This is a genomic window from Ammoniphilus soli (genome assembly GCF_040813775.1).
Window position 1 is genome coordinate 346,646 of sequence record NZ_JBEGDL010000004.1, and the last position, 12,570, is coordinate 359,215.

Here is a 12,570-nt window from a genome sequence, read left to right on the forward strand (position 1 = left end):
TTTTTCAGATTGCAATCATCTTCAATGTATTTTATTAAATAACAACCGTATAATCTTTAACTTTATATCTGTGTGAATTAATATTTCTATTTAACAATGAATCTCCCGCATTCATTTTTCAAAGATTTAAGGTACTCAGAGTCAGGGAAAAATTCAAGAGCCTTACTCACAATTTCTTGAGTCTTTGTCTTATTTCCTAATCGTTGGCAAACCTCAAGAGATAATTCATATATTTCATAGTTATTCGGCGTAAGAGCCAGCGCATCCAAAAAAAACTGAAGGGATAACTCCCAATTTGAACTAGTGCGATAAAGACATTCGCCCATTCTTAATAAAATTTTAGCAAGGAGATCACTTTCTACTTCATCATTTTGTCTTAAATACATATCAAATAATTCCAAGCTTGCTTCATAATTCTCAATCTCAAAGGCCGATTCTGCAGCTTCAATAAATAAGCTTTCATCTATTACCAAATTCAATAGCGATGGTAAAGTCCGAATATCTTTTATATACATAGAATATTTTATTAACGTGACTAAGTGATTTCTAGATTCTTGATATAGTTCGTCCTTTTTTCCAAGTAATACTTTTGGTATCACATTAATACAAGGGTCATCTACCTTGTTTCCAATGCTGCTAAGCAATTCGTTATCCTCTAATAGTAAGGCTGAAATAATTGCCTTTAATATATATTCTTCCTTGGTTGTCTCTGAGTAAATATCCATAAAGCTATTTACAACTATAGAATAATGACCTCTTAAAAAATCGAGCTCTAATTTTTCTTTTTTCAGGTATGCTTGCTGGACGGAAGACAATAAATTATAGAAATAATATGAAAGCTCACTGTTACGAATTTCTAATGATGCCTTAAACAGAAAAACCAGATCTTTCAGTTTAGAATTATCATAGACTTTCCATAATAAGTTAACAATATCAACCGTATTCTCATGTTTTGACAGCAAAGATAACAAATTCTTAATGGAAGCATATTGGTATTGATCTACTTTTAAAGATTGGATAAAGGCATCTGTACTTTTATGAAATTGATTGGTCAAATAATAAAGCCGACCAAGTACAAAAAATTTATTAGCTATTTCTAATTGAGCTTTAGATTGGGAGGAATTAGCGTGAGGAATAAGTTCGATCCCCTTTTCAAACACACCGATTGCATCATGGAGACGTCGAGCTTCAAAAAAAACCTCTCCCAGGTAGAATTGAAAATCAGGAAAGGTTGGAAAAGCATCTACAGCCTCTAATATTGTTGCCTTCAAATCATCAACAGGGTATTTCAGTGCCCTTTTACAATCAATAATATTAATGTAATTTTTTTGTTTTAAACCGTAGAGAGTAGAATTATTAAAATCTAATACTTTATAGGCGTACATTAGAGCCTCTTCAAGCTGATAGCCAAGCATGTAAGCTTCTGAAATATAAAAGCAAAGGTCACTACTAGTAGGGTTATGATCCAATTCCCGAAAGAGCATATCCAAATTTCTTTTTGATTTACTTTTGACTTCTAAGATATCTTGGGAATAACCTGTATGAACAATAATGATTTGATTTGTGGCATCTGTATACTTTAACTCTCCATCTTCACGAGTAATTTTTTCATGAATCTTACCTACATATTTAATTTTAGGGTCATTTTTAAATATTCTTATTGTAGGGTTTGAGTTAATCATTACTTTCTTTTTTTTATCCCGATTTATCATTAATGACAATACTACATCTGCACTAGAGGAGACAGCCTGCTTGAGGACTGATGGTAAAGCAAATGTACTCTCCCAAGTTAGCTTCTCATCAGCATCTAAAAAAACAATCCATTCCCCTTTAGCTTTTGAAAGGGCAAAATTTCTAACCTTTGAAAAATCATTTTCCCATGTGGTGTGAAAGATCTTTGCACCATATTCAGCAGCTATATCTACAGTCCGATCGGTTGAACCCGTATCCACAAGAATAATTTCACTAGCTATAGAAGCAATACTGTTCAAAGCATCCGAAATGCAGTTTTCCTCATCTTTTGCAATAATACATACTGAAATATCCATATTTCTCACCTACCTAAGCACAAGATATTATAGAAAAAAGAGAGCATGAAAATTGCTCTCCTCAGAAAGATAATTTTAACGAAGCAATTGCAAAACACTTTGTGGTTGTTGATTAGCTTGAGCAAGCATAGCTTGTGCAGCTTGAGAGAGAATATTATTTTTGCTATTAGTCATCACTTCTTTTGCCATATCGACATCACGAATACGTGATTCGGCAGCTGTTAAATTTTCGGATGAAGTTCCAAGATTACTAATAGTATGTTCAAGTCTGTTTTGATTTGCACCTAAATAAGCTCGTCCTTCAGAAACCTTTTTAATTGCATCATCTATATAGCCAAGCGATTGGGTTGCAAATGAGTTAGAGCTTACTGTAATTGAAGCTGACGAAACACCCAGAGAAGAAGCTGAAGCCTGAATTTTCGTTAAATCCAAATCCATTTTATCGGCAGCATCATTTGTAGCACCAATTTGCAATGCAAAGGTTGTTGTCGTAGATTCAAATAACGTAGTTCCATTAAACTTTGTCGAATCGGAAATATGGTCAATTTCTTTAATTAATTCATCAAGCTCACTTTTGATTGCCGCACGATCTTGTGTTTCATTTGTATCACTTGCAGCTTGAACGGTTAATTCACGCATTCTTTGCAAGATTGAATGTGTTTCATTTAACCCTCCCTCTGCGGTCTGGATTAATGAAATACCATCCTGTGCATTTCGTTGGGCTTGATCCAATCCGCGGATTTGTGCACGCATTTTCTCTGAAATAGCTAAACCCGCAGCATCGTCCGCAGCTTTATTAATCCGTAACCCTGTAGACAATTTCTCCATAGATTTCGACTGGGCAGCACTATTCGAAGTTAAATTACGATAAGCAGTCATAGAACTCAAATTATGATTAATAATCATTTCAATCTTCCTCCCTGAATTGGCTCCTCCCACATCCTTGTGGATCGGATACTCTTAATTTTGAAACTCCATCCTCCTACTCGCGCGCTGTAGTTAGATATTGTTCCTTATATCTCTATTATCGGACAATCTCCGACAACCTTTTAGCTTTTTTACAGAAAAAAAATTATTCTTTTTTTCCTTTTCCCATCTGCTGTAACAGCTCTGCCACATTCATTGGAGCAATAGGTACTTTCCCCGCTTCTTCATTAGCGTTTTTGATATCCAAATAAACCTCTTTCCGATGAATATCCACATGCCGTGGAGCATTAATCCCCAGTTTGATCTGATCACCGTCGATTCCGACGATGGTGATTTCAATGTCGTCACCAATCATTATGGATTCTTTAAGTTTTCGTGTCAGGACGAGCATAGTTATCCTCCTATCTCCTGTACATCGGAGCTAGTTACCTTTTCGAAAAGCGGTTGCCTTATACCAAAGTGTTTTTCATTTAAGATATACTGCTTCCCTTGTCTTGTCGTTACATTCACGACAAGCGGAGCTTTCAGGTTGACGGTTGCCTTTTGGAAGTCTTCTGGAATGGTAACTATGTTGTAAATTAACACATCCTGCGGTTTTTCAATTCGAAGTGTTTCTATCACACTGTCCGATAATTGCACATCATAATCCTGATAAAAATCATACGGGTTCACCACATAAAAAAACAGTTCGTTACTGACCGACTGCATAATAAAAAAAGGGGTATCCGGCAGTTCCAGAAAGACATATTCTTTGGATTCTGGAAATCCAGGGATACCTCTTTCAAACGTGACTATCTTGTCTCGATCAATTTCCAACTCGCCGAATAACAGGCTATCTATTTTCATATTTCTCTCCTCTCACCTAATGACGATTATACTTAACGGAGAAAGTCTACCAATGTTTGCTGGATCACCCTTGCCCCTGCACTTAGCGCTGCCTGATGGGTATTTTCTTGTGCTGTTAGTTCCATTACCGCCTTTGCGATATCGGTATCTTGTATATCTGAGCAATACTTGTTAAAGCTCGTCCATTGCGCAGCCAACCGGTCAATGGATTGCTCCACCCGGTTTACCCTGGCACCCACCGTAGATTGCATGGTAACAAAATGATCCTGCTGGGCTTCTAGTGTCGTAAGATGATAGGTTATCTCTGCTCCCGACCTGGAAGAGTCCCGCAGATCAGCGATCACCTGATCAAACAAAGCAAAAATCCCTTCATCCTGTCCAAACAACTCTTTTCCCGGCACATTGATGGGGAGATAGCTGCCCTGCGTAACTTCCACCATCCGCTGATCCAGATTTTCCGTCACAAGGTTCTGCCCATCAAAGGGGGCCCTGTTCGTTTCCCCACCTGCAAAGATAAACCTGCCTTTGTAGGTAGTATTCGCTATATCCCCCAAATTTAACTTGAGTTGGCTCAATTCATCAGCTACTGCTTCCCTAGATTGCATCCCGAACGAGTCTTGGCTCCCCTGTACGATGATTTCTTTGGCACGGATTAAAAGTTCATTCGCTTTAAGAAGCATGTCATCGGTCATATCCAGCCAATTCAGCGCTTCGGTCGTATTCCGCTGAAAGGTTTCGATTTCCCTGATTTTCGAGCTATAGTCCATAATTCTCGTCGCTCCATAGGGATCATCTGACGGTTTATTGATTTGCTTTCCGGTGGCAATTTGGGTTTGCAGGCTCTCTAATTTACGATAGCTTCCATTCACCTGCCGAATCATATTTTGGTTCAGCATCGTTTGCGTAACCCTGAGGTTCATTTCATCTCACTTCCTTATCTTCCGACTACTCCCGTACCATTGATGAGCTTGTCTAGCATTTCATCTACGACGGTGATACTACGAGCTGCCGCATTATAAGCATGCTGGAACTTGATCATATTAGACATTTCCTCATCCAAAGAAACCCCTGAAACGGACTGCCTTCTGGTTTCAATCGCTTCCTTTGTCAATTCAGAATTCTCCACGAAGCGCTTAGCTTGTTCCGTATCGACTCCAATCTTGGAAATCATGGACGAGAAAAATTGATCCATCGTCACAGCGCTACCTAAGCCCGGGAGCTCGGTAAATTTCAAAGCTGCGATCGCTCGGGCTCTATCCGAATTCCCTACTACCGGAGAACCTGCAGCAGCTAAACGACTCGGCGAAAGGAGGAGTTCCGGGTTCATCTGAATCGTGGTCGCATCATTTCCAATGAATAAAACCAATCCACTCTGATTCCCATTCAGATCATAACCGGCACTATGAAGGCGGTTGACCTCTGTTGTTAATACAGTTGCTAGTTGATTTAACTTCTGCAAGTAGCTATCAATTTCTCCAGGCGTCCCTACCATCTCTCTTAAGGCTAGCAGTTCTCCGCGCTGGACTGGTGAATCGACCGTCAATGGAGTAATGGGATCTCTCCCTGTCACTAACGGCTGTCCTGCAGCCACAACATTAACCATCCCCTGGGTGGAAGGGGTAACGGTCACATCAACAAATTTAGAAAGCTGATCGATAATTTGATCCCTGCGATCATATAAGTCATTGGGTGTATAGCCATGGGGAACCAGCCTAGAAATATCTTCGTTGACTTTTCGCAGCTCTTCAGCCAACTGATTTGCCTGATCCGTTTTTTCTTGCCGAACGGTTGTCAGATCTTCCTTAATCGCTTGAATAGAACCGGACAGATGGCGAAAGGAGTCGACAACCGCTACGCCACGCTGCATGACAATTTCCCTCGCTGACAAGCTCTCGGGTTCATTCATCAGGTCCTGCCAGGATTGCCAAAACTTATCCATGGAAGCATGCAGTCCGTGTTCAGAAAGTTCATTAAATACGCCCTCCAGCTGCTCCAAGCTGGTTTGTCTCGTATCCCAATAGCCATGATGACTGTTCTCGCTCCGATATTGCCGATCTAAATAAGCTTCCCTCATTCGCTCGATCGTGGTGACTTCGACACCTGTCCCGATCTGACCTGGCATCATCCCGTTATTCATACCGGGATGAGGATACGGATCCGTGGTTTTTAAAACCGCACGCTGCCGGCTAAATCCCTCGGTATTCGCATTGGCAATATTATGGCCGGTGGTGGACATCGCAGCCTGTTGCGCATAAAGGGCCCGTTTTCCTACCTCTAATCCCCCAAACGTTGAGGCCATGGCTCTCTCTCCTTTTTATCACGCCCGGTTATTAAAGAAGCTATGGCCATAAGAGGTTCTCGCCTTCAATGGCTTTCCATAGGTCATATCCATCTGATGATCTTCCATAAGGACCTCCAATGTATCCTGGATAAAAGCCATCGATTGCTCCACCAGCTCATTGTTGAGATCATTGGCAAATTTGAGATCGCACAGCACTTTTCCCAGCTCGCTCCCCAACTCTGCAAAGCTTCTTTGGTAACCTGGATGAGAAATATTTCCGATAAATTCCGATAATGTCGTTGTCTTTTGAGTGACACCTATTTTTTTAAAGTAATCCTTCAACAGATACTGACGATGTTCTTCCAAGAACTGAATTCGTTTGATTACAGGGGACTCTTTCGCAAGTAAAGAGGGTAATTCATGGATCGGCCCATGAATCAACACCCTCTTTTTTTCTAGCGTCATTTCCAGCAAGGTATGATGTTCACTTAACAGTTCCATTAGACACGTTTCAATCTTTTGCAAGCTGTCCATTAGAATTCCCTCTTGAACTGTTCATACATTTTTTCTGCCAGCTTCTGACTATCTACCTTGTACGTGCCTGATTGTACCTGTTCTTTCAGTTGCCGGATTCTCTCGTTTCGTTCGGTACTTTCTGTTTTCTTCATATTCATTAATTCGAGAGCCTCCGATGAGATTTTAACCTCATCCTTGCCAAAAGAGGTCTTGTTCGTTTTCTCCGCGGCAGGCTGGTTCAGCTTTTGGTAAGGATTAATTCCGTTCATTCGATTACTTCCGTTTATTTTCATGTAGACACCTCTTTTCTTCTCGAACTGATCTATATTAATACTATCGGTAACTTGAGTTGTTTTCTTTAATTTATCCAGCTAGGCTTTCATTCCTATTTTACCATACGCTTCTTCTAGATCTTACATCATAAAATTTCCTCATAGCCGATCCCATGTTCCTATGTTAGGATGGAGATAACTGTACACACGACCGTTTCTGGAGGAAACAATTATGCGCATTGAAGATAATCGATCCCCCCATGCCGTTAATTCAAAAAAAAGCATCGATTCCCTTCACCAAATGATCGATGATGGGATACACTTTCAGGATGTCGTACGCCAACAACATAGCAAAATGACAACAGACAAGCTGAAAAAAATGATTTCGGATATCGATGCCGCGGGGGAACGCTTAGCCAAGACCCGAACCGTCCGTGAACTGCGCGTCTATAAAAACCTTGTAAAGTCTTTTATGGAAGAAGCCGTCAAGCACGGGGTGGGCCTAGAAGAAAGACAAGGATTTAATCGACGCGGAAGATCCAAAGTATATAAAATGGTGACCGAAGTGAACGAAAAATTGGTGGAATTGACAAATGCCGTCCTCAGTAAAGAGCAAAAGGGTTTAGATATATTGAATCAAGTAGGAGAGATTAAGGGGTTATTGGTGAATATGTGGTTGTAAAAATCAAACAAACGGCCTACCCGTCGTATTAGGGTGGTCGCTTGTACTGTAGGCGGCAAAGTCTTGTTGGCTCCGCTTTGATTTTTCTAACTTCTAATCCGCCAATTTATTCTTTAAAATTGTGACATCCGCTTCTAATACATCAATCCTGTCCGTAGTTTTCGCCTGCCTAACTTCCATCCGTTCCACCCGTCCAGAAAGACGATTTTCGAGAGACTCCATGGCCTCAACTACAAGACGGGTCTGATCGTTTCCATGTTTAAGAATTTTACTTTCAAACTGATCAAACCGTTCATCCATCTTGGACAAGATACTTTGCTCAACCCCGTCAATCTTTTGATCTAAGTTGACAAACCGCTCTTCGAACTTCTTGTCCATACGATCTAATTTTTCAAGTATCTTTTTAGTTATTTCGTTTTGATCCATAGTAATCAGCCTCCTTCCTCAGTGTTTTGCACTCACTTAAGTCATGTTTTTTCCGTTCAAGTTTGCTTTTATTATATCACATCCAACGACATAGAATTTTTCGATCACCTAGACCATAACAATAAAAAAATCCCCCACTTCAGAAATAACCATCTCTGCCGCGGAGGCTTTATTGTTTAATTTTCTTATCCTATTTAGCTCCTACCCGCAGGAATTGGGTTGCAGCTTTTTCTCCCCGGTTGGGGCTGGGAAAGCCTTGTTGGCTCTCCACTGAGGTTTGTAGAGGATTTAGTGCCTTGGTGGGAGATCGTCTGGCTGTATGATTGAAGTAATGTCAAAAGCCAAGTGGCTTGTATCTTGGGTTTGTCCCATGATAAGAAGTCCGAAGAGAAATAACCCCACTATCCATCTTTTCATTTTCTCGCTCCTCCTTATTATCCTTGTGTGTTCCAAACTAGCTCCTACCCGCAGGATCTGGGTGGCCGCCTTTTTCTACCCCGGTTGGGGCTGGGAGAGTCTTGTCAGCTCTACCGCTGAGGGTTGTAGAGGATGTTAGTGCCTTGGCGGGAGATCATCTGGTTGTACGGTTGAAGTGAAATCTAAAGCGAAGTGACTTGTATCTTGGACTTGTCCCATGATAAGAAGTCCGAAGAGGAATAACCCTATCATCCATGTTTTCATTCTCTCGCTCCTCCTTTCTCTATCTGATGAATTAAATATACTAGACTTTAGACCCATATCAAAATTCGATTTAAGAGCATTTAACTAAACCATTTATTCTCCACACCTATATCCCTTCTATTTTTGAACATTCTTTGACAGAACTATGAATATATTCATAGCTAAATGATGAATTTATCAAAATAATTGTTGAATTATGATTTTAAATGTCGTATTTTCTAAATAGGTACAAATACCTATAAAATGGAGGGATTCCGTTGAGTAATGCAACACTGATTAGTCAATTTTTGAAAATGCATAGGGAGATGGCTAAGATTAGCCAAGCTGCCATTGGGAGGGAGGGGTTTATGCATCAATCGACAGTCAGCCTCATTGAGAGAGGCAAACTAACGCCCACACTGGATGATCTTCGCTATTTCAGCAAGAAGTATGGAGTGCCTTTAGAGGAAATGCTCCCCATGCTGGACGAACACAACCAGTCCTTAGGCATAGAGCAATACGAAACCAAGGGGCACGTGCTACTGCGAATGGAAGCATGTGTACAAGAGGAAAAGTATGCAGACCTGGAAAAGTGGTATCGCATGGCTAGCTCTAATCCGGCCTTTAAAAACCCAGTAGATCAGCCCTTTTTGGATTGGGTACAAGCTATCCTTTATCAAGAGCTTTATCATGACTTCGAAAAAGCGGATTGCTACTTACGAAAAGCTACGACTGGCAGCGAAGCAACTAAGCGAACTGACCGAATGACTGAATGTATAAACAGCTTAGGAGTCTTATTGATTCATGAAGGCAAGCTAGAAAAAGCCCTGCCCACCCTGCAGGAAGCATTGGCTATTATCGAATCTCTCCCTTTACATACTAGAAATAAATGTTTTATGATTAACGCTCGCATCTTGTATAACCTCGCTGTTGTTTCCTACCAACAGGATAACTTCCAAGACACTCACAATTATTCCCAACAAACCCGTGCCATTAGCAAACAGCATAATAGTTTCTACCTTATGGGCGAGGCAACCTATTATGATGGAATTAGTTACTACTATGACGGCAACATCGAAAAAGCCCACTCCCAGCTTCATAGTGCCTTATACCTCTTTGAAGCCTCTGAGAAAGATCATTATAAAACATTTACGGAGAATAAGCTAATAGAGTTGAAATTAACGGAAAAAGCCCAATCTCCAAGAGATTGAGCTCTTCAACTTACAAAACCCGTTTCACTCCAACAACCTTATAATTATTCAAATACCAATCCATGTCATCAATGCGAACGGAGCTTCCAGTACTCGTGGCATGAGCTATTTTATTATTGCCGATGTAAATACTCACATGGGAAATAGCTCCTCCACCGGTATTGAAGAAAATGAGATCTCCCTTTTGCATCTCATCAATGGATACTTTTTCGCCCACACCATATTGGCTGCGGGAATCTCTCGGCAAATCGACGCCAAGCTGGCTGAATACATAACCCGTAAATCCACTGCAATCAAAGCCTTTTGTCGTGGTCCCCCCATACTTATAAGGAACACCTAAAACAGATTGAATCGTCTTGTTCATCCGCTGTTCAATTAAATCATTCGAACGTGAAGTCATCTTGGGTGCAACATAAGGCTCAGGCTGTCCATATAAAATATGATGGAGAATCACAGCTACTTCAGCCCGAGTAATCGGCTTTTTCGGTTCCAGGCGGTCTTTGAAAATCGCTAAATGACCTTGAGCCACTAATCCTTTTACACTATCTTTTGCCCAAGAACTAATTGCGCTTTGGTCACGGAAAGGTAGCTTATTATCCCCTTTTAAATCGAAGGCCTTTGCAAGGATAACCACGGCTTCCTCACGGGTGACGTTACGTTCGGGACTAAATTCGGAAGCGCTTACTCCCTTTAGCAATCCTTGGCGATACATCTTTTTAATAGGTTGATAGAACCATTGCTCTTTATGTACATCTTTAAACGGGAAATCTTTGTTTTTCAGGGGCTTGTCTGTTAATTTAGCCAACACGGTAGCAAATTGCCCTCTGGTCATCGGGGAATTCGGAGCAAACTGGGTGTCATTGACCCCTTTAATCAGCCCTTCCGCATATAGCTTTTCGATGCTGGAAGCAGCCCATGGAAGCTGTGCAGCGTCTTTGAATTGATATTCTTGAGCTACCGCTGTATTACTCCATAAAGAAAAAGCTAGAATACCGGAAAGACATACTTTCATTATGTTTTTCATCGTTGCTCTCCTTTTTGCTCTTGGAAGTCTTTTACTATACTATAATATAGTTCCATGAACCGAACAATCGACCAATTTGCCCATTTTTCGACCTCAGGTGCCATATTCTCTCCCATTTGGTTTTTTCATTGAAAATCTGTACAATAAGAACATTGTGAGTGAGAATCATTGGAGGTAAGAGAAAATGGCAACCTATTCCTATCAAGGATTTCAGATTCACTATACTCAAGAAGGGGAAGGCCAAACGATCGTATTTCTCCATGGACTAGGCGGGAACTCCATCAACTGGCTCTACCAACGCAACCATTTTAAGAAAGAGTATCAATGCCTTGCTGTCGATATGCCCGGACATGGAAAGTCCGAGGGAGGGGAAGAACTGGATTTCTACGACTATCAAGCGGTTTTGAAGGAGCTTTTACTAGATCAACTCCAGTTAGATCAGATCCTGCTCTGTGGAGTTTCCATGGGTGGGCGAGTCGCCTTGGATTTTGCGGCCCGATATCCTGATGCGGTAAGCGGCTTGGTCGTCGCAGACTCCTTTGCCGGTTTGGATGAAGAGGAAAAAAAGCGGAGAAAGGACATTTTTGATTTGATCTATGATCCCAATGGCGGCGTGGAGCGATGGGTGAACACCGTCATTGAGCAAATGGGGCTAGACCCCCAAGGGGCCATTGCCAGAGGCTTTCATAAAGGGATATTGGATAATCAACTCGACTTTATGTATAACCTTTTTACGATGCTCTTGGATTATGACCAGCGAAACCTATTGACGAGCATTTCTGCTCCCGCCCTCATCATCCATGGGGAACGAGACCGCTTTATTCCCTACGAATGCTCGCAGGATATCCATCATCGTCTCATTGATTCTGAACTCGTCGTCATCCCCGACTGCGGGCACCTCCCGAATGTGGAACAACCCAAGGCTTTTAATGCCTTACTCGAGGGGTTTGCAGAAAAAGTATACAAGAAAACTTGGTAGCGCTAAGCTACAAGTTTAGAAGTTATCATTCAGACAGTATAAAAGAAGCCTGTGATCTCTTCCTAGAGATACAGGCTTCTTTTGCTCATACCCTTCCTCGGCCCACTCGGATAAAAAGAAAAAAGAAAGCAAGAAATGACACACAGCTAGCCAAAGATAAGATCGTGGTTAAGGATTGAGCACCAAATTCTCGAACATGATACACATAAAAACAAATCGTACACAAAATAACGAAAAGATTAAAATACCTTGCCCTTTTCATGGTTCTCTCCTCATCTAAGACTCTTTTCTCTATCAATAAGATACAAAATTTTGGCACAAAGTAAAATACCTTTTTATCCTTTTTTCGACAAGAAAAATAAAAAAAGACCGTTTCCCTAAGGACAACAGTCCAAGTGTTGAAAGAGATGCTGCTATACATCACACGATAGTAGAGACAATTTATGAAAATGAAACCACTTACATTTACTATACCGATTTAGTGTTGGTATGGAAAGAACCAGATTCCATATAGAGGAACAACAGGAAATTAGTTGAGTTAATCAATGTTAACCCCTCTTTTTATAGTTTCAGGTACAATTATGGGGATTATTCCTATTATGAATAAACACGCCTTGTAAAGTGACATCGCTATTTTAAATTTAACCCGAATTTCGAAAGTAACCTGATATCAATCTAATGAAAAAAGTGCCCAGTCT

At 40.8% G+C, this 12,570-nt stretch carries 15 protein-coding genes; 3 read left to right on the forward strand and 12 right to left on the reverse strand.

The genetic code is table 11. The features are described 5' to 3' along the window. Positions 1-86: 86 nt before the first annotated feature. From ABLT31_RS11920 to flgM, 8 genes are all read right to left on the reverse strand, one after another. Positions 87-2,048, reverse strand: coding sequence for a glycosyltransferase (locus ABLT31_RS11920; protein ID WP_367751733.1), 1,962 nt, complete (start codon positions 2,046-2,048; stop codon positions 87-89). Positions 2,049-2,123: 75 nt separating this feature from the next. Next, on the reverse strand, positions 2,124-2,954 hold the full coding sequence (locus ABLT31_RS11925; RefSeq protein ID WP_367751734.1) for a flagellin N-terminal helical domain-containing protein: 831 nt from the start codon (positions 2,952-2,954) through the stop codon (positions 2,124-2,126). A 166-nt stretch (positions 2,955-3,120) separates the two neighbouring features. After that, positions 3,121-3,366: a carbon storage regulator CsrA gene (csrA, locus tag ABLT31_RS11930; protein WP_367751735.1), complete on the reverse strand. Its 246-nt coding sequence runs from the start codon at positions 3,364-3,366 to the stop codon at positions 3,121-3,123. Positions 3,367-3,368: 2 nt separating this feature from the next. Beyond that, entirely contained in the window at positions 3,369-3,821 is a 453-nt protein-coding gene (fliW, locus tag ABLT31_RS11935) for a flagellar assembly protein FliW (protein ID WP_367751736.1), read from the reverse strand. A gap of 32 nt (positions 3,822-3,853) precedes the next feature. Then, a complete protein-coding gene (flgL, locus tag ABLT31_RS11940; RefSeq protein WP_367751737.1) occupies positions 3,854-4,741 on the reverse strand; it encodes a flagellar hook-associated protein FlgL in 888 nt (295 codons plus the stop codon). Between the two features lie 14 nt (positions 4,742-4,755). Further along, on the reverse strand, positions 4,756-6,120 hold the full coding sequence (gene flgK, locus ABLT31_RS11945) for a flagellar hook-associated protein FlgK (protein ID WP_367751738.1): 1,365 nt from the start codon (positions 6,118-6,120) through the stop codon (positions 4,756-4,758). An 18-nt stretch (positions 6,121-6,138) separates the two neighbouring features. Next, entirely contained in the window at positions 6,139-6,636 is a 498-nt protein-coding gene (locus ABLT31_RS11950) for a flagellar protein FlgN (RefSeq protein WP_367751739.1), read from the reverse strand. Next, complete coding sequence (flgM, locus tag ABLT31_RS11955; protein ID WP_367751740.1) at positions 6,636-6,911, reverse strand: flagellar biosynthesis anti-sigma factor FlgM; 276 nt, start codon at positions 6,909-6,911, stop codon at positions 6,636-6,638. The genes ABLT31_RS11950 and flgM overlap by 1 nt, the downstream gene beginning before the upstream one ends. A gap of 211 nt (positions 6,912-7,122) precedes the next feature. Here flgM and ABLT31_RS11960 point away from each other — a divergent pair, with 211 nt between their 5' ends. Beyond that, positions 7,123-7,572 (forward strand): YaaR family protein, encoded by a 450-nt coding sequence (locus ABLT31_RS11960; RefSeq protein ID WP_367751741.1) that lies wholly within the window; start codon positions 7,123-7,125, stop codon positions 7,570-7,572. Positions 7,573-7,665: 93 nt separating this feature from the next. On the opposite strand, the gene ABLT31_RS11965 is transcribed toward ABLT31_RS11960, so the two are convergent. The 3 genes from ABLT31_RS11965 to ABLT31_RS11975 all read right to left on the reverse strand — a co-directional run bounded on the left by ABLT31_RS11965 (position 7,666) and on the right by ABLT31_RS11975 (position 8,679). Continuing rightward, positions 7,666-7,998: a hypothetical protein gene (locus ABLT31_RS11965; protein ID WP_367751742.1), complete on the reverse strand. Its 333-nt coding sequence runs from the start codon at positions 7,996-7,998 to the stop codon at positions 7,666-7,668. Positions 7,999-8,286: 288 nt separating this feature from the next. After that, positions 8,287-8,415 carry a hypothetical protein gene (locus ABLT31_RS11970; RefSeq protein ID WP_367751743.1) on the reverse strand — a complete coding sequence of 43 codons (129 nt, stop codon included), beginning with the start codon at positions 8,413-8,415 and terminating at the stop codon, positions 8,287-8,289. A 135-nt stretch (positions 8,416-8,550) separates the two neighbouring features. Further along, on the reverse strand, positions 8,551-8,679 hold the full coding sequence (locus tag ABLT31_RS11975; RefSeq protein WP_367751744.1) for a hypothetical protein: 129 nt from the start codon (positions 8,677-8,679) through the stop codon (positions 8,551-8,553). 257 nt (positions 8,680-8,936) lie between these two features. Here ABLT31_RS11975 and ABLT31_RS11980 point away from each other — a divergent pair, with 257 nt between their 5' ends. Continuing rightward, positions 8,937-9,869: a helix-turn-helix domain-containing protein gene (locus ABLT31_RS11980; RefSeq protein ID WP_367751745.1), complete on the forward strand. Its 933-nt coding sequence runs from the start codon at positions 8,937-8,939 to the stop codon at positions 9,867-9,869. 10 nt (positions 9,870-9,879) lie between these two features. On the opposite strand, the gene ABLT31_RS11985 is transcribed toward ABLT31_RS11980, so the two are convergent. Further along, positions 9,880-10,893: an S-layer homology domain-containing protein gene (locus tag ABLT31_RS11985; protein WP_367751746.1), complete on the reverse strand. Its 1,014-nt coding sequence runs from the start codon at positions 10,891-10,893 to the stop codon at positions 9,880-9,882. A 184-nt stretch (positions 10,894-11,077) separates the two neighbouring features. Between ABLT31_RS11985 and ABLT31_RS11990 the strand changes: the two genes are divergently transcribed. Beyond that, positions 11,078-11,872, forward strand: a complete 795-nt coding sequence (locus ABLT31_RS11990; protein ID WP_367751747.1) for an alpha/beta fold hydrolase — start codon at positions 11,078-11,080, stop codon at positions 11,870-11,872. Positions 11,873-12,570 lie beyond the last annotated feature (698 nt).